Here is a 21,353-nt window from a genome sequence, read left to right on the forward strand (position 1 = left end):
TATCGGTAGTTAACCCTTCCTCCTACACTCTCCACAATCATGTCCGAGCGTTGCACTTATTATCTGAATTCGCGAATTACACAACGGCTTTTTCTGACATTTTCATTACTCTCTGGTTCGTTGATCGTGATGGTAGTGGCCGCAGTTATGGTCACAAGTGGCTTCCAGTCGCGTTTTCAGTATGTGCAGGAAAACACTATCCCCTCATTAACTGATATCGGCAAAATGGTCGACAGCAGCAACATGCTGGTGATCTGGATGTATCGGCATCAGAGTGCCAAAGATCCGCGCAGGCAGGATGAGGTGGAGAAAGAGATCAATAAAGAAATTAATCACATCAAAGAACTTAATCAATATTATCTGGATAACAGAGTGTCTGATGAAGAGGATCGCGAGATAAGCAACAAAGCCGCGACGATACTCAGAGAGATTGACGCGAAGCTGCCCGTGTTTCTGGCGGGGTCGCGCGCGCAAAACGATGTCATCGCGCTGGGCGCATTGCAGGGGAGTACCGGGGTTGGCGAGGCCGCACGCCAGCTGATCGCGGTTTATCACCAGCAGCTGCAGCTGAATGTCAAAATGGGCAGCATGCTAAGAGACCAAAACAGCAGCATTTACAGTCTGACACTCTGGGGTCTGATTGGTGGCTCGGTGGTGATCATCCTCATCCTCGGTTTCTTCACTCTGCGCACGATACTGGCGATCCGCAATTACCTTAATGGCATGCGACAGGTTATGGAACGTGCCAGCCAGCATCTGGACCTGACACTGCGCGCGGATGATTCGCGCAATGATGAAATTGGACTGACAGCGAAAGCGTTCAATCAGCTGGTGGATAATATCGCGTCATCACTGACCGCCGTTGAGGCTTCAGCACAATCAGTCAGTTCCGCATCGTCGCAGATCTCGGTAGGCAACGAAGATTTATCCTCGCGGACAGAAGAGCAGGCAGCATCGCTGGAGCAGACCGCAGCAAGTATGGCGCAACTGACGGAAACGGTGCGCCAGACGGCGGAAAATACCCAGCTGGCCAGTCAGCTGGCGAAAAATGCTCAGGATATTTCGGATGACAGCGTGACCAGAGTCAACAACATGCTGGCGACCATGTCTGACATTCGCAACAGCTCATCGAAGATCAACGATATCATTGCGTTGATTGAAGGCATCGCTTTCCAGACCAATATTCTCGCCCTGAATGCGGCGGTGGAAGCGGCACGTGCCGGTGAACAGGGTCGGGGATTTGCGGTGGTGGCAGGAGAAGTCCGCAGCCTTGCACAGCGATCCTCCACCTCGGCGCGGGAAATCAAGGAACTGATCGAGGCGTCAATAAGCTACGTTGAAGCGGGATCAACCCTGGCTGAGGGCGTAGGGGAGAACATGGCGCAGATGAAGGACGCCGTACGTCAGGTGACACAAATCGTCGATGAAATCTCGGTTGCTGCTCAGGAACAGTCGCTTGGCATTGGTCAGGTTCATCAGGCGGTCAATCAGATGGATGATGTCACCCAGCAAAACGCAGCACTGGTAGAGGAGGCCTCTGCCGCATCACGTTCATTGATGGAGCAGGCCACAACACTGAATCAGTTAGTGGCGGCATTTTCTCTCGGCCAGGCTGATCGTCAGAAAACATTCAGCCCTGCCAGTCTGCCTTCGTTCAGTCAGAGGAAACCGGTGACGGCACTCGCCGTCGGCACGGACAATGACTGGCAGAGTTTTTGATACTCTCTGCTGAGTGTGGCTGCGGAGTCCTTGCAGGCGAAGGACTCCGTTGCCTGACGATGGCGCGACAGTGTTGTTCTGCCGCTCCACGCCGCTGCCGACTGTGACGACCAGCCGTCAGCAGGCAACGGTTTAATAATAATCGCCGTGGCGGTAGTCCCAGCTGGTGAAGATATCGGACATCATCGACATAATTTTGTCGACGTCCAGACCCTTACGGATCAGCACCGGGCATGGCGTGACTTTACGTTCGCCTTTCTGCTCTGGCACCAGTGTGCCGTCGGCATCCACCATCGAAACCATCACCCCCTGCTCGTAACGGGTTTTATTGCTGTCATTTGGCTGAATGGATTTCACATAGTCATTGGCGCCAATAATCAGGTCTGCGCGCTCTTCAATGCGACCACCAATTCCTTCGACCAGGCCACGGTTACCTTTGCCTGACGGGTTGGCGGAGCTGGCGAAGGAGAATTTACCGTGGTTTTCCCACAGTTCTTTTGCCAGTTTTTCACCCGGGATACCGAATTTAATCACGAAACAGCTGGTCTGGCGGCCATCCATCATCAGCTCTTTGGAACCGTCGTCCGGGATACGCGCCAGTGCTTCTTCTTTCCACGGCAGGATACAACCGAGCAGCACATCGGCGTCCCAGTGCTGCTGATACAGCTGCTCAATTTCCGGATTCAGCTGCGCCAGCTCTTTCAGCTGTTCCAGCGAGCCGCACAGCACCACGCCTGGCTTATTGCGGTTACGTTGTTTAGCTTCGAATTTGCGCTCCAGACCGGCTTTGTCGGAAGTCATAATGATGTAGCCCACTTTGGTCGGGCAGACGATCATGCCGCCATCGTTCTTCAGGATCTCGACCGCTTCCGGCTGTAAGCCACCATTCCACTGCACTTTTTTGCTGCTCATAACCTGTACCTCTGATTCGGGAGTGAGACATCTGGCGCGTATCAGCGCCCTCTGTGTTGAATTCATACTGGCACAGTTTTGATGCGCAACAAGCGGGGGACGGGATTGTTTCATTTTGGCAACAATCGGTGCGAGAGTATCCCTGCAAAGTCTGTCACTACAGGTTGCGGGTGATGCGGGGCGGTCAGACGGGTAACGCGAGGCCTTCCGCTTGTAATGCTGCGATCACCGCCGGGCGTTGCGCAACACGTAAGAACCAGCTTTCCAGCGCGCTCAGCTGGCTGATATCCAGCTGCACGGCTCTGGCCCAGCGGGTGACGACAAACAGATAAGCATCGGCAATGCTGAAGCGCAGTCCCATCAGCCACTGTTTCTCGCGCAGCTGCTCATCGACATAGCGAAAGCGCGCTTCCAGCTGCGCGCGCAGCTGCATCTGATATGCCGCAGGCGTGTCAGGCTGAAACAGCGGGTTAAACCCTTTATGCAGTTCAGTGGCGATATAATTCAGCCACTCCAGCGTATGGTAACGCGTCAGGCTGCCGGCAGGGGCCAGCAACATACGGTCAGCTTTACTGTCTGCCAGGTAATGCATAATCACCGCGGCTTCGGTCAGCACGCTGCCATCATCGAGTTGCAGCGCGGGCACCTTACCTTTGCTGTTAATCAGCAGATAGTCCTCGCCGCGCTCAGTCTGTTTGCTGCGCAAATCGACATTGACCAGTGTGAAATCCAGCCCGCATTCACGCAGCACAATATGCGCCGCGAGTGAGCAGGCACCGGGCTTACCGAACAGTTTCATTGCGTAATCCTTTGGCAGAGAAAGGGGATGAAATTAGCTTAGTGCCGAATGAGGAAGTTGTCTGTGCTGGAAGGTGTGATCGCTGGTGTTTCCTGCGTAGTGCCTTATTTCTGCCTTGCTAATATTTTGCATTCGACAGGTACAGGAGTGAATACCTGTACCTGCTGATTAAGACAGTAAGTGTTAGGGAAGGTGCGATTAATTCGATGGGAACCATTTTTTCGTCCTGTCATCGTATGGTAAATGAACAAAGAACCGCCCAAAACACTGAAAACGATAGATGAACGGCAATCATTGTAGTCATGAACAGAACTTTGAATGATTAAATCGCACCTTCCTTAACGTTGTAAGTTGAATGGCGTGCACCACGGATAACGTGGTTCACGCTCATGTTCTTCAGGAGATGCTCAGGTGAGCAGGCAGACGGGTTGTGCAGGAGAATCGTCGCGGGTCGAGTGAAAGCAGGTCACGCCATGGCGTGAAAGTCACATCCGTTTCCTGCCTTAAATCTCAACTTTCTCTTTGTATTCACACAGGTCTTCAATCAGGCAGGAGCCACAACGCGGTTTACGCGCCACGCAGGTATAGCGGCCATGCAGAATCAGCCAGTGGTGGCAGTCAACTTTGAACTCGGCGGGCACCACTTTAAGCAGCTTCTCTTCCACCTGTTCAACATTTTTACCCGGCGCAAAATTGGTGCGGTTGCTGACGCGGAAAATATGGGTATCCACCGCAATGGTGGGCCAGCCAAAGGCGGTATTCAGCACCACATTGGCAGTTTTGCGTCCCACACCCGGCAGGGCTTCCAGCGCCGCACGATCTTCCGGCACTTCACCGTTATGCTGTTCCAGCAGAATGCGGCAGGTCTTAATCACATTTTCCGCTTTGCTGTTAAACAGGCCGATGGTTTTGATGTACTCCTTTACGCCATCCACTCCCAGCTCCAGCATTGCTGCGGGGGTATTGGCGACCGGATAGAGTTTCGCGGTGGCTTTATTGACGCTGACATCGGTCGCCTGTGCGGACAGCAATACGGCGATCAGCAGCTCAAACGGGCTGCTGAACATCAGCTCAGTAGTGGGATGTGGATTGTTATCGCGCAGCCGGATCAGAATCTGCTCGCGTTTATCTTTATTCACAGCGCTTTCCCGGTATGGCCGTCAGGTACATCCCGCTGCTGTTGCGCAGCACGGGCAGCGGCACGCTCTTTTAGTTTCTTGTCGATAACATAGCGACCGGCTACCAGCATGCCCAGGCCAATAAACGCGCCAGGCGGCAGCATGGCCAGCAGCATCGGTGAATCAAAGTGCACCACTTCAATACGCAGCACTTTGGCCCAGGACCCCAGCAGCTGATCCGCGCCGTCGAAGATGGTGCCATTGCCAATCACTTCACGGATACAGCCCAGCACAAACATCGCACAGGTTGCGCCCATGCCGGTGGCAAAACCATCCAGTGCGGAGAGGGGAATGCTGCTTTTCGACGCTACCGCTTCGGCACGGCCGACCACAATACAGTTGGTGACAATCAGCGGGATAAAGATCCCCAGCGACTGGTACAGACCGTAGGCATAGGCGTTGATCAGCATCTCCACGCAGCTCACTACCGCGGCGATAATCAGGACATAAACCGGAATACGGATATCCTGCCGCGTCCAGTGGCGCGACAGCGAGATAGCACTGTTAGTAATGGTCAGTACCATGGTGGTCGCCAGACCCAGGCCAAGGGCGTTAGTGGCGGTGGAGGTCACCGCCAGCACCGGGCACAGACCCAGCAGCTGCACCAGTGACGAGTTATTTTTCCACAGGCCATTCACTAACAGCGTTTTGGCTTCACTCATTCGAACCTCCACATTCAGGCAGCGATGCAAGCTGATTTTTCAGCGTGGCGACATATAGCGTAGTGCGTTTTACCGCGTTAACCACGGCGCGCGGGGTAATGGTGGCGCCGGTAAACTGGTCGAAATCCCCGCCATCTTTTTTCACCGCGAAATGGCTGTCGTTCGGGCCGCTGATCTGCCTGCCATTAAAACTATTGATCCAGTCAGAGATACGCAGCTCAATTTTATCGCCGAGCCCCGGGGTTTCATGATGCTCGACCACGCGTGTCCCGTAAACTTTGCCATTGAAATCGGCGCCGACCAGCAGCTGAATCTCACCAGAATAGCCGTCCGGTGCGGTACTCTCAATAGCGGCTGCTACTGGCTGATCTTTCATACGTGCCAGATAGAGGTGGTGCGGCTTATTGTTGCCCAGCGCCTTATCAGTGACAACGTAACATTCCTGCTGAATGTGGTTATCATAAATTTCTGTCGGCACTACCTGATCGAGCAGCAGCTTCTGCTGCAATGCCGTCTGGTGGGCAATTGTTGGTTTGGTCACCGCGTTAATCACTGCGGTAACGCCAGTGGTGACCACCGCAAACAGCGCCAGGCTGACACTGTTCTTCCTGATGGAATCCAGCATGCTCACAGTGTTACTCCTTACGATGGCCGTAGACGCGCGGCTTGGTGTAGTAGTCGATCAGCGGCACGGTAATATTCGCCAGCAGGACGGCAAAGGCGACGCCATCCGGGTAGCCGCCAAAACTGCGGATCAGCCACACCAGCAGACCAATCAGCACGCCAAACAGCAGACGGCCTTTATTGGTGGTGGAGGCGGTCACCGGATCGGTGGCAATAAAGAACGCGCCCAGCATGGTCGCACCGGAGAACAGGTGCACCAGTGGTGATGCCAGTGTTTCCGGTGAAAACAGCCAGCCAAGCGTGGCACAAAACGCCAGCGACAGCAGAAAACTGACCGGAATATGCCAGCGGATGCTGTTGGTCCACAACAGGAACAGGCCGCCCAGCAGGAAACCGATATTGATCCACTGCCAGCCGAGTCCGGCAATTACGCCACTGTAAATCGGCTGTGCCAGCAGCTGTTCGGCGCTGTGACCGGCGCGCAGACCGGTTTTGAAATTATCCAGTGGCGTTGCCTGGCTGACGCCATCAATGCCGATCTGTAACTGCTGCATGGTATCGCCCGCCAGCGTGTGGTGGGTAAAGATCATGCTGAGTGTGTCCATCAAGCCTGGGGTGACTGACTGCAGTGGCGCGGGTGGCAGCCAGCTGGTCATCTGCACCGGGAAGGAGATCAGCAGCACCACATAACCAATCATCGCCGGGTTAAACGGATTATGTCCCAGCCCGCCATAAAGCTGTTTGGCGATGACGACGGCAAAGACGGTGCCGATAACGATCATCCACCACGGTGACAGGGGCGGAATACTAATGCCGAGCAGCAGGGCGGTCAGCAGTGCTGAGTTGTCCGCCAGATTCGCCATCACCGGCTGGTTACGCAGTTTCAGAATCAGGGCTTCTGTTGCCCAGGCAACAACGGCGGCCAGCGCCACCTGAATCAGATTCCCACAGCCAAACCAGTACCACTGGGCAGCCATGCCCGGAATCGCTGCCAGCAGAACCAGCAGCATAATCGTGCCGGTACTGCGGCGGTTGTGGGTGTAGGGCGAACTTGCAATACGAAAAGCCATTTATTCCTCTTGCACCGAATGCTGCTGCGCGGCTTTGCGCGCTTTTACGCGGGCGATGGCGGCCGCCACCGCCGCTTTACGGGGATCGTCAGTTTCACTGTTGCTGTCAGTATTTGCTTCCTGCGCCGCCGGTGGCTCAGACTGAGCGGCTTCTGCGGCCTGCGCGGCTTTCTTCGCTTTTGCACGGGCGATAGCGGCAGCAACAGCGGCTTTACGCGGGTCCGTTTCTTCGCTCACAGGCGGGGTGCTTTCTTCACTGCTGGCTGCATGTGTTTCAGACTGAGCGGCTTCTGCGGCCTGTGCGGCATTCTTCGCTTTCGCACGGGCGATGGCTGCGGCGACAGCGGCTTTACGCGGATCGGCTTCTTCGCTCACTGGCGGAGTGCTTCCTTCGCTGCTGGTCGCCGGTGGCTCAGACTGAGCGGCTTCTGCGGCCTGCGCGGCTTTCTTCGCTTTTGCACGGGCGATAGCCGCAGCAAGAGCGGCTTTACGCGGATCGGTTTCTTCGCTCACTGGTGGGGCACTTTCTTCACTGCTGGCTGAAGGTGGCTCAGACTGAGCGGCTTCTGCTGCCTGCGCCGCTTTCTTCGCTTTCGCACGGGCGATAGCTGCGGCGACAGCGGCTTTACGCGGATCGGCTTCTTCGCTCACTGGCGGTGTGTTTTCTTCGCTGCAGGTCGCCGGTGGTTCAGGCGGTGCTGCCTCGACAGACTGAGCGGCTTTTTTGGCCTTCGCACGGGCGATAGCCGCAGCAACAGCCGCTTTACGTGGATCGGACTCTTCGCTGGCGTCAGCCGGTTTTTCTGCGGTTAGCGCTGGCGTATCCTGTGCTGCTTTTTTCGCTTTCGCACGGGCAATGGCGGCTTCGACTGCAGCTTTGCGTGGATCGTCAGTCTGGTTACTGGCTGGTGCGGTTGCCGCCTGTTCTTCTGCCTGGCGTGCATGCGCTTCAGCTTTACGAGCCTCACGTTCTGCAGCTGCCGTCGCTAATGCAGACTCATCAACCACCGTTGTCTGTTTCGCTTTCACCCGCGCCAGTGCTGCGCTGATTTCACTCTGGTCGCTGGCGCTGACCCGACGTTTCGCCTGCTCATGACGCTGCTCGCGTGCCAGTTTTTCCCGCTCAAGGCGTTCTTTACGTGCTTCGAAACGCGCTTTTGCCTCGGCAGTGCGTTTGGCTTCCTGGTCAATGGCGCGCAGCTCAGCCTTTTCCTGGCGATAGTATTGCACCAGCGGAATATTGCTCGGGCAAACATAGGCACAGGCGCCGCACTCAATGCAGTCATCGATAAAGTGCGCGCGCGCTTTCTCGTGATCGCCGCCCTGACTGTACCAGTACAACTGCTGTGGCAGCAGACTGGCTGGGCAGGCATCGGCACAGGCGCTGCAGCGAATACAGGATTGTTCCGGCTCGTTGTTACCCATTTCGCTGGCGGAAGGGGCAAGAATACAGTTGGAGATTTTCACCACCGGCACATCCAGCGACGGCAGGGTAAAGCCCATCAGCGGACCGCCCATCACCACCATCTGTGCGGCAGTCGGGGCAAAACCGGCATAGCGCAGCAGATGGCTGACTGGCGTACCAAGACGGCCCCAGACATTGCACGGGCGGGCGACGGATTCACCAGTCAGCGTCACCACGCGTTCGGTAATCGGCTCGCCATCCACAATCGCGCGTTTCACGGCAAAGGCGGTGCCGACGTTCTGCATCAGCACACCGATATCGGATGAGCGCCCGCCGTGCGGCACTTCTTTGCCGGTCAGAATTTTGGTCAGCTGCTTTGCGCCGCCGGAAGGGTATTTGGTCGGGATCACGCGCAGCTGCAAATCACGGCTGTCGCCCAGCGCCTGTTTCAGCGCCGCGATGGCTTCCGGCTTATTGTCCTCAATGCCGATCAGCACCCGTTCTGCCTGTAACACCCAGGCGAGAATACGTGAACCTTCCAGCACTTCGGCCGCGCAGTCCTGCATCAGACGGTCATCGGCAGTGATATAGGGTTCACACTCCGCGGCGTTGATAATCAGCGTATTGACGCCCTGCAGGCCACCACGCAGTTTGGTGCCCGTCGGGAAACCCGCGCCGCCCAGACCGGCAACGCCTGCCTGATGAATACGGTTGACCACGTCTTCACGCGTCAGCTGGCGATAATCGCTGACGGTTTCACGCTCAATCCAGCGGTCTTCACCATCGGGGATGATAAACACGCACATTTCCGCCAGTCCTGACGGGTGCGCGGTAATATGCGGCGCAATTCGCTCGACCGTCCCGGAGGTTGGCGCGTGTACCGGCAGCATACGGCCACGACCAAAGGTCAGCGGCTGGCCGCGCAGCACTTTATCGCCAGGTGCAACGCAGAGTTCACCTTCGCTGCCAATATGTTGTTTCAGCGGAATAATAAACTGGCTCGGCAACGGGATCTGGCACAGCGGTGTGCCATTCGACTGGGTCTTCATCTCCGGCGGATGAATGCCGCCATCGAAGTCCCAGATACGATCTTTCTTGAGGAAATTAAACAGATTACGCATGGCTATCCACAGGAATACGCTCTTCATAAACAACATGCACCGGAATGGTATTCAAATCCCATTTCCAGTTAGCCGTCGTTGTGGCAACCGGGCGCATTTCAATACAGTCGGTCGGGCAGGGCGCGACGCACAGGTCGCAGCCCGTACACACATCGCTCAGTACAGTATGCATGGCGCGTGTCGCGCCGACGATGGCGTCGACCGGGCAGGCCTGAATGCACTTGGTACAGCCGATGCAGTTTTCTTCGTCGATCCAGGCGACGGTACGCACCGGGGCCTGCACTTCTTCGCCACCGTCCAGCGGCTGCGGTTCGACGTTTAACAACGCCGCCAGCTTCAGCATGGTTTGCTCACCGCCTGGCGCGCATTTATTAATCGCTTCACCGTTATTGCCGACCGCTTCAGCATACGGGCGGCAGCCTGGGTAGCCGCACTGGCCACACTGGCTCTGCGGCAGAATCTCATCGATTTGTTCGACGATCGGGTCCGCTTCGACTTTAAAGCGGCGTGCGGCGTAACCGAGAATGGCGCCAAACGCCAGTCCCAGTGCACTTACAGCAATAATTGCGATCCAGATTGCAGACATCAGAACTTAACCAACCCCGAGAAGCCCATAAATGCCAGCGCCATCAGTCCCGCGGTAATCAGCGCGATGGAGGAACCCTTAAACGGCGCAGGCACATTGGCCAGCACCAGCCGTTCACGCATACCGGCGAACAGCACCATCACCAGGGTGAAACCAACTGAGGCGCTGAAACCGTACATCCCCGCCTGCAGGAAGGTATGATTCAGGTTAACGCTTAACAGCGGCACCCCAAGCACGGCGCAGTTGGTGGTAATCAGCGGCAGAAAGATACCCAGCAGGCGATATAGTGATGGGCTGGTTTTGCGTACCACCATCTCGGTGAACTGTACGGTGACGGCGATCACCAGGATATAGGAGAGGGTGCGCAGATAGACGAGGTCGAGTGGCAGCAGAATAAGGTGATTCACCAGCCACGCGCAGATCGAAGCCAGGGTGATAACGAATGTGGTGGCGAGTCCCATGCCAATTGCCGTTTCCAGTTTTTTGGAAACGCCCATAAAAGGACAGAGGCCGAGAAACTTCACTAATACGAAGTTATTCACCAGCACTGTGCTGACAAAAAGTAGCAGGTATTCGGTCATTTGTTACGCCCGGGGGATCAATAAAAGCCGCTCATTATCGGTGATAAGCGGCCTCAGCTCAATATCCATAGTCTGAAGCGGGTTTACGATCGCACTCAGGATTAAATTATTGACGATTTTCCCTGCGTTTATCGGGTAATAAACGTCTCTTTTACCCGTTTTGACCGCTTAAAGTAAGGAACCAGCACGGAGGTGACCAGCAGCGCAATGAGCAACGTGCGCAGGGCGGCGTTATCGCTGACCGGGGAAAAAGCAAAGGTTTTGATCGCCAGCACGACCGTCAGCAGCAGCCAGATAATGTAGTGGCGTGGCAGGCGGCGTGACCGTTTGCAGAACAGCCATGTCACCCAGATGCTGTAAATCCACATTGCCAGCGACGTCGCCAGCGACAGCGTCCACTGCAGGGTAAAGGCCTGGGTGTTATTCAGCAGCGCCTCGCGCAGTGCCGGATTCATCAGGGCGCTGAGATACATCGCCAGCACCAGTGCGCTGGTCAGCAGAGTCATAATCAGCCACGCCAGCGGCAGCAACAGCCAGCCGCCGATACGCGGTGCAGAATGGGAATCAGTCATTATACGACGTACCGCCAGACGGATTTCGGCACGCAACCGAGGTCAAACAGGCGCCCTCCGGACACGATTTCGGCGCGACGATGATCGGCGGCACGATACATATTCAGAATCTCTTTATCGTCACTCAGCGAATAATTAAGATGATCGAATAATTTTTCCAGAGTCTCTAAAGTGCTCACTTTGCGGAATTTTAACAAGTAATCTTGCGCTGTCATAATGGCCATCAGCTCGTTGGAAATGAATCGTTTAGTATAGGGAGACGGATAAGTCTGTCCAGAGTTAGCTGAGTAAAAAAACAGCAAAAAACGAAAATTTGATGACAGGAGCGCACAAAAGGGAGGTTTTGAGAGTTTTCCGGAACAAGTCTCGCTGCTGGCGACTTTTTTTGCTAATGAAATTTCTTTTCATGGTAATGAAACTGTCGTTGCATGCCTGGACAAATAGCCGTTTTTTCTCATCAGTAAAACTTTACCCGCTGTGAACGCTAAAAAGTGTTATTCCGTGCTCAGTGTGCGAACTATCACAGATTCGATAATTTCTTGCCTTACGAATGAGCCGGGGAAAATGACAGATATTTACGTGGTGCTGTAATCGCTTTCAAACCACCGTCTGTTAACCGCTTCAGTTTACTGGAAATATTTAACCGATAAATAACCTGAGGCAGGTAAAAATTCCATATGTTGCCTGACGTAAAAGACCCAATAATAACGTAAGCTGTTTAATTCGCGGCATTTTGTGAACTGCGTCGACATTGTTCCCTGCTGAATAGTCCAGGCTTTAGGGGCTTTACCCTATACAGCAATCTCCCATCAGAGGAATAAAGATTATGTGGAAGCGTTTACTCTTAACCACCCTGGTGAGTGCGGCACTCTCGGGCTCTGCACTGGCGGCAGAGATGACGGTGGGTTTTTCGCAAGTCGGCTCAGAATCAGGCTGGCGTGCAGCAGAAACCAATGTGGCGAAAAGCGAAGCGGCCAAACGCGGTATTACACTGAAAATTGCCGATGGCCAGCAAAAACAGGAGAACCAGATTAAGGCGGTGCGCTCCTTTATTGCGCAGGGCGTGGATGCCATTTTTATTGCTCCGGTGGTGCAGACCGGCTGGGAGCCGGTACTGGAAGAAGCGAAGGATGCGAAGATCCCGGTATTTCTACTGGACCGCGCTATCGTGGTCAAAGACAAATCGCTGTATATGTCAGTCGTGACGGCAGATAACGTGCTGGAAGGCAAACTGATTGGCCAATGGCTGCTCAAACAGGTCGGCGATAAAACCTGTAATGTGGTTGAGTTACAGGGAACCGTTGGTGCGAGTGTGGCGATTGACCGCAAAAAAGGTTTTGCTGAGGCCATCGCGAACAGCAAAAATATCAAAATCATCCGTTCACAATCCGGCGACTTTACCCGCAGTAAGGGTAAAGAGGTAATGGAAAGCTTTATTAAGGCAGAAAATAACGGCAAAAATATCTGCATGGTGTACGCCCATAACGACGATATGGTGATCGGCGCGATTCAGGCAATTAAAGAAGCGGGGCTGAAACCGGGCAAAGATATTCTCACCGGCTCGATTGATGGCGTACCGGATATATTTAAAGCGATGCTGGCAGGAGAAGCGAATGCCAGTGTTGAGCTGACGCCAAATATGGCCGGACCAGCTATCGACGCGCTGGAGAAATTCAAACAAAACGGCACTATCCCTCCGAAAGTTATCCAGACTGAATCCCGGTTGTATCAGCCTGCTGATGCGCAAACCGAGTTAGATAAGAAAAAAGGTATGGGTTACTAAGACAAGCAACTGAGGCATCACGCCGCCTGAGCCACAGCCACCCCAGGCAGTCATGGGACAGGCTATGTCTCCGGCGGCTTTTTCCTGTTGAGAGGCGATGTTTATGACCACGCAGTCAGAGGAAACGCTGTTAGAGATTAACGGTGTCAGCAAAGTTTTCCCCGGTGTGAAGGCGTTGGATAATGTCTCGTTTAGCATCAGACGCGGTGAAATTATGGCGATGCTGGGGGAGAACGGCGCGGGTAAGTCGACCCTGATCAAAGTGCTGACCGGGGTATATACGCGCGATGCCGGTCACGTCACGCTGAATGGCGTGGCGATTCACCCGCATAATACCGCGCAGGCGCAGCAGATGGGGATTGGCACCGTGTATCAGGAGGTCAATCTGCTGCCCAATATGTCCGTGGCGGATAATCTGTTTATTGGCCGCGAACCGCGCCGTTTTGGCATGATTGATCGCAAGGCGCTGGTACGCAATGCCACGCAGTTATTGCTCGACTATGGTTTTGAACTGGATGTGACCCGCCCGCTGGGACAGTATTCGGTGGCGATGCAGCAGATTATTGCCATCTGCCGCGCGGTCGATCTCTCCGCCCAGGTGCTGATTCTGGATGAACCGACCGCCAGCCTGGATGCCAGTGAAGTGGAGATGCTGTTTACCCTGATGCAGCAGCTGCGGGAAAAAGGGATGGCGCTGATTTACGTCACCCATTTTCTCGACCAGGTGTATCGCATCAGCGATCGCATTACCGTGCTGCGCAACGGGCAGTTTATTGCCACCCGCGACACAGCCAGTCTGCCGCGTCTTGAACTGATCAAGCTGATGCTGGGGCGCGAGCTGCTGGAAACGGCACTGCAGCGTGCCGGCAGTACGCTGCGCAGTAATCAGCCGGTGGTGGAGTTCGAGAATTACGGTAAAAAAGGCACCATTGAACCCTTCAGCCTGCAGGTGCGGCCGGGAGAAGCGGTGGGACTGGCGGGGCTGCTGGGTTCGGGGCGCACGGAGACCGCGGAACTGCTGTTTGGCATTCGTCGCGCCGACAGCGGCACCGCGAAAGTGAAGGGCAAGCCGCGCACTATTCGCAGTCCGGCGCAGGCATCGCATCTTGGTATGGGATTTTGCCCGGAAGATCGCAAAACGGACGGCATCATCGGTGCTGCTTCGGTGCGGGAGAATATTATTCTCGCGCTGCAGGCGCAGCGTGGCTGGCTGCGGCCGATTAAACGGCGTGAGCAGCAGGAGATTGCCGACCGCTTTATTAAAAGTCTCGGCATTCGCACCCCGGATGCGGAACAACCGGTGGAGCTGTTATCTGGCGGCAATCAGCAGAAGGTGTTGCTGTCGCGCTGGCTGGTGACCCGTCCGCAGTTTCTGATCCTCGATGAGCCGACACGCGGGATTGATGTCGGTGCGCATGCGGAAATTATTCGTCTGATTGAATCGCTGTGCTCCGATGGTCTGGCGTTGCTGGTGATCTCTTCTGAGCTGGAGGAGCTGGTGGGGTATGCCGATCGCGTGCTGATCCTGCGCGATCGCCGTCAGGTGGCGGAAATTCCACTGGAACAACTCTCTGTGGCCTCGATTGTCAACGCGATTGCTGACGGAGGGGCGCAACATGCTTGAGACCGATATTAACCGGGAGAAGCCGCGCATGCCGAAACGTAAACTTCCCCCAGGGATGCCGCAGCTGGCGGCGCTGATTCTGGTGCTGCTGGTCGACAGCCTGGTGGCAAATAACTTCTTTGCCATTCATCTGCAGGATGGCCGTCTGTTTGGCAGCCCCATCGATATTCTTAACCGTGCCGCGCCGGTAGCGTTGCTTGCAATTGGTATGACGCTGGTGATTGCCACCGGCGGCATTGATCTGTCGGTCGGTGCGGTGATGGCGATTGCGGGTGCGACTGCGGCAACCATGACGGTGCAGGGTTACAGTGTCACTATTGTCGTGTTCGCCGCGCTTGGCAGCGGGCTGGCCTGCGGGCTATGGAATGGGGTGCTGGTGGCGCTGCTGCGTATCCAGCCGTTTGTCGCCACGCTGATTCTGATGGTGGCCGGGCGCGGTATCGCCCAGTTGATTACCCAGGGGCAGATTGTCACCTTTAACAGTGATGCGCTGGCGCGTATTGGCAGCGGGACGTTGTGGCTGTTGCCGGTGCCGGTATGGATTACGTTGCTGGTGGCGTTGCTGGTCTGGCTGGTGACGCGTAAAACCGCGCTGGGGGTGTTTATTGAAGCGGTGGGGATTAATCTGCGCGCGGCGCGCAATGCCGGGGTAACGGGCTGGCTGGTGGTGATGGCGACTTACGCACTGAGCGGGCTGTGTGGGGCGGTGGCCGGGCTGATTGTCGCGGCGGATATTCGTGGCGCGGATGCCAATAATGCCGGACTGTGGCTGGAGCTGGATGCGATTCTGGCGGTGGTGATTGGTGGTGCGTCGCTGATGGGCGGGCGCTTTAATCTGCTGTTGTCGTTGATTGGCGCGCTGATTATTCAGGCAATGAATACCGGCATTCTGCTGTCCGGTTTCCCGCCCGAGCTGAATCAGGTGGTCAAGGCGGTGGTGGTGATGTGTGTGCTGCTGTTGCAGTCGCCACGTTTTATCCAGTTATTTAAGCGAGGGCCACGTCGTGATTAAACGCCATTTACCCTTAATGATTACGCTGCTGGTGTTTGTTGCCGGTTATCTGTTTTGCCTGAGTCAGTTTCCCGGTTTTGCCTCGACACGGGTGATTTGCAATATTCTGACGGATAACGCGTTTCTTGGCATTATCGCGGTGGGGATGACGTTTGTGATCCTTTCCGGCGGTATCGATTTGTCGGTGGGCGCGGTGATTGCGTTTACCGGAGTATTTCTCGCGCGCGCCATTGGCGATTTTGGGCTGTCGCCGTGGCTGGCGTTCAGCATTATTCTGCTGGCGGGCTCGGCGTTTGGCGCGATGATGGGCTGGCTGATTGATGCGCTCAAGATCCCGGCATTTATTATTACCCTTGCCGGGATGTTTTTCCTGCGGGGTTGCAGTTATCTGGTGGCGGCAAGTTCGATTCCGATTGATCATCCACTGTATTCGACGCTGTCATCGCTGGCATGGCGGATACCTGGCGGCGGGCGGTTGAGTCTGCTGGCGGTGATGATGCTGGTGGTGGTGGTGGCCGGGATACTGCTGGCGCATCGCACACGTTTCGGTAATCAGGTGTACGCCATTGGCGGCAATATGACTTCGGCTCAGCTGATGGGGGTTTCTACCCGCGCCACGACGGTAAAAATTTATATGCTGTCATCCGGGCTGGCGACGCTGGCGGGGATTGTGTTTTCCCTTTACACCTCGGCGGGTTATGCGCTGGCGGGGATGGGCGTGGAGCTGGATGCGATTGCGTCGGTGGTGATTGGCGGCACGCTGCTGTCTGGCGGTGTCGGTACGGTGCTGGGAACGTTGTTTGGTGTGCTGATTCAGGGGCTGATTCAGACCTGGATTAACTTTGATGGCACGCTGAGTTCGTGGTGGACCAAGATTGCCATTGGTATTCTGTTGTTTGGTTTTATTGCACTGCAGCGCTTGCTGACGGTGATTTGGGATCGTCAGCAGAATGCGCCGGTGAAGCGTTTGCACTCTTAGACAGGTTTGCTGTAAACAAAGGTGCCTTTGCGTGTCTTCGCCTTCAGGCTACTGAAAACCAGTGGAGCTGGAAAGGTAAGCAGCAATGCATATCGTCAGGGCGCGGGGAACCCGTTCAACGGAGGATACTGCCTTGCGCTATGGACGGCGCAGTTCGGGTCGTCAGGGATGGCGATTTTTTCATTTTTGCGGCGCTGACAGGGTTCTCTGTGCAGCTGCCGATCTTGCCGCGAAAACTCTGTGCGGCATGGTGTTACAGCGACGATCCTGGGTTTCTCCTGGCTGCAAATTCTTGCGCGTTTTGTCTGTATTGGCCGGTGTTTTGTTGTCTCTGTGGGCGAGGTGTCGCTGTGGGTTCTGAGTCTGCACCGGGAATACGGTCAGATCGGAAAGTCGCTTTTCGCCATCCATGGCCGCTCGGCCCGCACCATCCCTGGCGCGGGACGCTTTCCTCTTCTGACCGTATTCCCTGTGCTTTGAGCTTTTGTGTTGCGGTGGGTATTGATGTTGAATCATTGAATCATTGAATCATTGAATCATTGAATCATTGAATCATTGAATCGTTTAATCGTTGAATCATTCAATCGCTGGATTGTTGGATTGTTGGATTGTTGGATTGTTGGATTGTTGGATTGTTGGATTGTTGGATTGTTGGATTGTTGGATTGTTGGATTGTTGGATTGTTGGATTGTTGGATTGTTGGATTGTTGGATTGTTGGATTGTTGGATTGTTGGATTGTTGGATTGTTGGATTGTTGAAGTGTTGAAGTTGTGTATTGATGAATGCTGTTCTGACAGTCACCACAGAACGGATTCCCTCCCCCATAAAATGGGGGAGGGTTAGGGTGGGGGAACTGGCGACTGAGATGCTGAGCCGTCAGCTCCCCCATCCCAGCCTTCCCCCCGCCAGCGGGGGGAAGGGGCATAACATTCCCTCCCTCATAAAATGAGGAAGGGGCGGTTCAGTGACCGTTTTTCGCGCTGGCGATCCCCGATACTGAACGCAGAGCATGCCGTTGCGAAATTACTTCTGATTCAGCCGGTAGTACGCCTCATTCCAGCGCAGCGCGTCTTTAAATGCTGGCAGGGTCGTCTCGTTATCAATCACCAGCGCTTCAATGCCATGCATCTCGGCGTACAGGCGCATATCTTCCACATCCAGTGCCTGGCTGAAGACCGTATGGTGCGCACCGCCGCCGAGAATCCACGCTTCCGCCGCTGTCGCCAGTGACGGCTGAGCACGCCAGATGGCGCGTGCCACCGGCAGTTTCGGCAGTGGCTGCGGCTGTTCAATGGCGTCGACCACATTGACCAGCAGACGGAAACGATCGCCCATATCCACCACGCTGGCATTGACGGCGCGTCCTGCAGGCGCGGAGAAGATCAGACGCGCCGGATCAGCTTTGCCGCCAATGCCGAGATACTGCACATCAATCAGCGGTTTCGCTTCGCGGGCGATTGACGGACACACTTCCAGCATATGCGAGCCAAGCACCAGATCGTCATTCGGCGCAAAGTGGTAGGTGTAATCTTCCATAAAGGAGGTGCCGCCTGGCAGGCCCTGCGCCATCACTTTGAAAATATGCAGCAGTGCCGCGGTTTTCCAGTCACCTTCACCGGCAAAACCGTAGCCCTGGCCCATCAGGCGTTGTACCGCCAGTCCCGGCAGCTGCGTCATGCCGTGCAGGGTCTGGAAATTGGTGGTAAAGGCTTTGCAGCCTTCGGCTTCGAGGAAGCGTTTGATGCCCAGTTCGATGCGCGCGGCATCCAGCACATTCTGGCGTTTCTCGCCATTAACCGCCGCCACCGCGCTGAACTGATACTGGCTTTCGTATTCATCGATCAACGCGCTGACATCGCCATGAGAAACCTGATTAATGACTTCCACCAGGTCGCCGACGCCCCAGCCATTTACCGCATAGCCAAACTGGATCTGCGCACCGACTTTATCGCCTTCGGTGACGGCCACTTCACGCATATTGTCGCCAAAGCGCGCCACTTTCAGATGCTGGCTGGCGAGTTTCGCTGCCGCAGCCCGCATCCATTTACCAATACGCTGATGGCTGACCGGGTCCTGCCAGTGTCCGGTGATCACGCTGTGCTGCAGACGCATACGTGCGCCAATAAAACCGAACTCGCGGCCGCCGTGTGCGGTCTGGTTCAGGTTCATAAAGTCCATATCCATGCTGTCCCACGGGATCGCGGCATTAAACTGGGTATGGAATTGCATCAGCGGTTTATTCAGAATCGACAGTCCGCCAATCCACATTTTCGCCGGCGAGAAGGTGTGCAGCCAGGTGATGATGCCAAGGCAACTGGTGTCATAATTGGCTTCGCGGCACAGCGCCAGTGACTCATCCGGGCTTTTTACCAGCGGTTTCAGTTGCAGTTTAAACGGCAATCCGGCGTCGCGATTCAGCCCGTCAACCACCTGTTGTGCATGCTGCTCCACCTGACGCAGCGTCTCCGCGCCATACAGATGCTGTGTGCCAATGACAAACCACACGCTAAGCGCGTTAACCTGTTCCATAAAGTTACTCCTGTGTGACGGATGAATTGCGCGAGGCATATTGCGGTTCCGCAGCCTCACACCAGTGTTGGTAGCGTTGATACAGTTGCTGATAGCGCGCCACACGCGTGGCGTCCGGCTGCAGGGTGGTATCCAGCGGGCTGGCCATATGCTGTTGTGCAGCGGCAATATCCGCATGCACTCCGGCGGCAACCGCAGCAAAGATCGCCGCACCCAGCGCGCAACATTCGTCGGAGGCGACGATATCCAGCGGACGGTTCATCACATCGCTCAGTACCTGCATGATGGCAGGGGATTTGCGCGCAATGCCGCCCAGCGCCAGCACGTTTTCCACGCTGATTTGCTGCTGTTCGAAGCACTCCATAATCGCGCGTGCGCCAAAGGCGGTGGCGGCGATAAAACCGCCAAACAGCGTCGGTGCGTCGGTGCCGAGATTAAGATCGGTAATCACGCCTTTTAAGCGCTGATTGGCGAACGGCGTGCGGCGACCGTTAAACCAGTCCAGCACTACCGGCAGATGGTCGAGCTGGGGATTCTCCACCCACGCCTGCGTCAGTTCGCGCAGCAGATCCTGTTGTAGCGCCTCCATTTGCGGCGCGAGAGCAGGTTGTTGCTGCGCCGCCCGTTGCAATGGCCAGCTCAGCAGGCGGCTGAACCAGGCATACATATCACCAAAAGCCGACTGACCCGCTTCGAAGCCGATCATGCCAGGCACCACGCTGCCATCGACCTGGCCACAGATGCCTTTAATGGCACGGTCACCCACGCGTGTGGCATCAGCGATCAGAATGTCGCAGGTAGAGGTGCCAATCACTTTCACCAGGGTGTGTGGCTGCGCGCCCGCGCCGACCGCGCCCATATGGCAGTCAAATGCACCACCAGACAGCACCACTTCTGTCGACAGGCCCAGCCGCTGCGCCCATTCGGTGCTGAGAAAGCCCACCGGCACGTCAGCGGTCCAGGTTTCGCGGAACAGCGGGAAATCGAGATCGTGAGTCAGCAGGGGATCGAGTGCATTCAGAAACTCTGCAGGCGGCAGACCCTGCCATTCAGGATGCCAGAGTGATTTATGCCCGGCGGCGCAGCGACCGCGGCGCAGGTCACGCGGGCGGGTGGTGCCACTCAGCAGTGCAGGCACCCAGTCACACAGTTCGACCCAGGAGACGGCAGCTTCACGTACCGCGGCATCTTCACGTGAGACATGAAGGATCTTCGCCCAGAACCACTCAGAGGAGTAAACGCCGCCTATATAGCGTGAGTAATCAGGATGCTCGCCACTGCGACACAGCTGGTTAATCGCCTCGGCTTCTTCGATGGCGGTATGGTCTTTCCACAGTACAAACATGGCGTTCGGGTTGTCGGCGAATTCCGGTCGCAGTGCCAGTACCCGGCCTTCGGCGTCAATCGGCGCCGGAGTGGAACCTGTGGTATCGACACCAATGCCCACCACACTGGCGCGCTGCCCGGCGCTTAATGCCGCCACCACGCCGGTGATCGCCTGTTCCAGCGCATCAATATAATCCTGCGGATGGTGACGGAAGCGGTTAACGCTCGGATCGCTGTATTTGCCCGCTTTCCAGCGCGCATAAGCGACCACCTGCTTCTGTAGTTCCGCGCCGCTGTGGCAATCCACCGCCAGCGCGCGTACCGAATCACTGCCAAAATCCAGGCCAATCGTAATGGCGCCAGCACGCATCGGGGTTCTCCTGTTAAGCCTTTAGTCACTGATAATCAGAAAGCAGAAAGGCAAAGCACAGGGAACAGGGGCCGCGCAGGAAAGCGTCCCGCGCCATGGACGGCGCGGGCCGAGTGGTCATGGACGACGAAAAGCGTCTTTCCGGAGATGACCCTGTTCCCTGTGCCTGCACTTTGCTAACCACGCTTATTAAGCTAAGAAGTTGCCCGTCAGCCGTTAGTCATCTGCGGCTGCAAATATGCACATTTCTGTCGTGCTGACCGGTTCTGTGACAGAGCGCAAAAGTTAACGGACGGTTAAATTTGCTGAATGTATGGATGTTCCTGCTGTAATTCCACGATGTGATAGCGCTCTACAATTTTTTATTTCTTTCTCGCTACAACTAGCCCAGCGGTTGTACAGCTATTGTGCGATTCATGCGCTAATTAGCTGATTTATGGTCGGTGACAGCAGCAGTAAATCGACTGGTATCGTTTACACCGTTTCGCTTACCTCATGCA

General features: G+C 55.7%; 19 protein-coding genes. 5 read left to right on the forward strand and 14 right to left on the reverse strand.

Annotation, left to right across the window (positions count from 1 at the left end; all coding sequences use genetic code 11):
- The first annotated feature begins 39 nt into the window (after nucleotides 1-39).
- The gene (locus tag ACSZO1_RS08730; protein WP_437611556.1) at nucleotides 40-1,719 is read left to right on the forward strand and encodes a methyl-accepting chemotaxis protein; all 1,680 of its coding nucleotides are present in this window, start codon (nucleotides 40-42) and stop codon (nucleotides 1,717-1,719) included.
- A gap of 132 nt (nucleotides 1,720-1,851) precedes the next feature.
- Here ACSZO1_RS08730 and ACSZO1_RS08735 read toward each other — a convergent pair whose 3' ends face one another.
- The 11 genes from ACSZO1_RS08735 to ydgT form a co-directional block, all read right to left on the reverse strand.
- On the reverse strand, nucleotides 1,852-2,631 hold the full coding sequence (locus tag ACSZO1_RS08735; RefSeq protein WP_437611558.1) for an L-threonylcarbamoyladenylate synthase: 780 nt from the start codon (nucleotides 2,629-2,631) through the stop codon (nucleotides 1,852-1,854).
- Between the two features lie 184 nt (nucleotides 2,632-2,815).
- Nucleotides 2,816-3,430 carry a glutathione transferase GstA gene (gstA, locus tag ACSZO1_RS08740; protein WP_437611560.1) on the reverse strand — a complete coding sequence of 205 codons (615 nt, stop codon included), beginning with the start codon at nucleotides 3,428-3,430 and terminating at the stop codon, nucleotides 2,816-2,818.
- A gap of 503 nt (nucleotides 3,431-3,933) precedes the next feature.
- The gene (nth, locus tag ACSZO1_RS08745; RefSeq protein WP_437611562.1) at nucleotides 3,934-4,569 is read right to left on the reverse strand and encodes an endonuclease III; all 636 of its coding nucleotides are present in this window, start codon (nucleotides 4,567-4,569) and stop codon (nucleotides 3,934-3,936) included.
- Nucleotides 4,566-5,270 (reverse strand): electron transport complex subunit E, encoded by a 705-nt coding sequence (locus tag ACSZO1_RS08750; RefSeq protein ID WP_437611564.1) that lies wholly within the window; start codon nucleotides 5,268-5,270, stop codon nucleotides 4,566-4,568. The genes nth and ACSZO1_RS08750 overlap by 4 nt, the downstream gene beginning before the upstream one ends.
- Nucleotides 5,263-5,895: an electron transport complex subunit RsxG gene (gene rsxG, locus ACSZO1_RS08755; protein WP_437611617.1), complete on the reverse strand. Its 633-nt coding sequence runs from the start codon at nucleotides 5,893-5,895 to the stop codon at nucleotides 5,263-5,265. Before rsxG ends, ACSZO1_RS08750 begins: the two co-directional genes overlap by 8 nt.
- Before the next feature lie 10 nt (nucleotides 5,896-5,905).
- A complete protein-coding gene (gene rsxD, locus ACSZO1_RS08760) occupies nucleotides 5,906-6,964 on the reverse strand; it encodes an electron transport complex subunit RsxD (protein WP_437611566.1) in 1,059 nt (352 codons plus the stop codon).
- A complete protein-coding gene (gene rsxC, locus ACSZO1_RS08765; RefSeq protein ID WP_437611618.1) occupies nucleotides 6,965-9,490 on the reverse strand; it encodes an electron transport complex subunit RsxC in 2,526 nt (841 codons plus the stop codon).
- A complete protein-coding gene (gene rsxB, locus ACSZO1_RS08770) occupies nucleotides 9,483-10,076 on the reverse strand; it encodes an electron transport complex subunit RsxB (RefSeq protein ID WP_437611568.1) in 594 nt (197 codons plus the stop codon). Before rsxB ends, rsxC begins: the two co-directional genes overlap by 8 nt.
- On the reverse strand, nucleotides 10,076-10,657 hold the full coding sequence (gene rsxA / locus ACSZO1_RS08775) for an electron transport complex subunit RsxA (RefSeq protein ID WP_437611570.1): 582 nt from the start codon (nucleotides 10,655-10,657) through the stop codon (nucleotides 10,076-10,078). The genes rsxB and rsxA overlap by 1 nt, the downstream gene beginning before the upstream one ends.
- Nucleotides 10,658-10,785: 128 nt before the next feature.
- Entirely contained in the window at nucleotides 10,786-11,229 is a 444-nt protein-coding gene (locus ACSZO1_RS08780; protein ID WP_437611572.1) for a DUF2569 domain-containing protein, read from the reverse strand.
- Nucleotides 11,229-11,444: a transcription modulator YdgT gene (ydgT, locus tag ACSZO1_RS08785; RefSeq protein ID WP_437611574.1), complete on the reverse strand. Its 216-nt coding sequence runs from the start codon at nucleotides 11,442-11,444 to the stop codon at nucleotides 11,229-11,231. Before ydgT ends, ACSZO1_RS08780 begins: the two co-directional genes overlap by 1 nt.
- A 611-nt stretch (nucleotides 11,445-12,055) precedes the next feature.
- Between ydgT and ytfQ the strand changes: the two genes are divergently transcribed.
- The 4 genes from ytfQ to yjfF all read left to right on the forward strand — a co-directional run bounded on the left by ytfQ (nucleotide 12,056) and on the right by yjfF (nucleotide 16,627).
- Complete coding sequence (gene ytfQ, locus ACSZO1_RS08790; protein ID WP_437611576.1) at nucleotides 12,056-13,012, forward strand: galactofuranose ABC transporter, galactofuranose-binding protein YtfQ; 957 nt, start codon at nucleotides 12,056-12,058, stop codon at nucleotides 13,010-13,012.
- A 103-nt stretch (nucleotides 13,013-13,115) separates the two neighbouring features.
- Complete coding sequence (gene ytfR / locus ACSZO1_RS08795) at nucleotides 13,116-14,636, forward strand: galactofuranose ABC transporter, ATP-binding protein YtfR (protein WP_437611579.1); 1,521 nt, start codon at nucleotides 13,116-13,118, stop codon at nucleotides 14,634-14,636.
- A gap of 28 nt (nucleotides 14,637-14,664) precedes the next feature.
- Nucleotides 14,665-15,648 carry a galactofuranose ABC transporter, ATP-binding protein YtfT gene (gene ytfT, locus ACSZO1_RS08800; RefSeq protein ID WP_437611620.1) on the forward strand — a complete coding sequence of 328 codons (984 nt, stop codon included), beginning with the start codon at nucleotides 14,665-14,667 and terminating at the stop codon, nucleotides 15,646-15,648.
- The gene (yjfF, locus tag ACSZO1_RS08805; protein WP_437611581.1) at nucleotides 15,641-16,627 is read left to right on the forward strand and encodes a galactofuranose ABC transporter, permease protein YjfF; all 987 of its coding nucleotides are present in this window, start codon (nucleotides 15,641-15,643) and stop codon (nucleotides 16,625-16,627) included. The genes ytfT and yjfF overlap by 8 nt, the downstream gene beginning before the upstream one ends.
- Before the next feature lie 536 nt (nucleotides 16,628-17,163).
- On the opposite strand, the gene ACSZO1_RS08810 is transcribed toward yjfF, so the two are convergent.
- The 3 genes from ACSZO1_RS08810 to ACSZO1_RS08820 form a co-directional block, all read right to left on the reverse strand.
- Nucleotides 17,164-17,553 (reverse strand): hypothetical protein, encoded by a 390-nt coding sequence (locus ACSZO1_RS08810; RefSeq protein WP_437611583.1) that lies wholly within the window; start codon nucleotides 17,551-17,553, stop codon nucleotides 17,164-17,166.
- Between the two features lie 98 nt (nucleotides 17,554-17,651).
- Nucleotides 17,652-19,157: an L-arabinose isomerase gene (araA, locus tag ACSZO1_RS08815; RefSeq protein WP_437611585.1), complete on the reverse strand. Its 1,506-nt coding sequence runs from the start codon at nucleotides 19,155-19,157 to the stop codon at nucleotides 17,652-17,654.
- Between the two features lie 4 nt (nucleotides 19,158-19,161).
- A complete protein-coding gene (locus tag ACSZO1_RS08820; protein WP_437611587.1) occupies nucleotides 19,162-20,853 on the reverse strand; it encodes a ribulokinase in 1,692 nt (563 codons plus the stop codon).
- Nucleotides 20,854-21,353 lie beyond the last annotated feature (500 nt).

This window comes from Erwinia sp. V71, assembly GCF_965644245.1.
GTDB lineage: Bacteria > Pseudomonadota > Gammaproteobacteria > Enterobacterales > Enterobacteriaceae > Erwinia.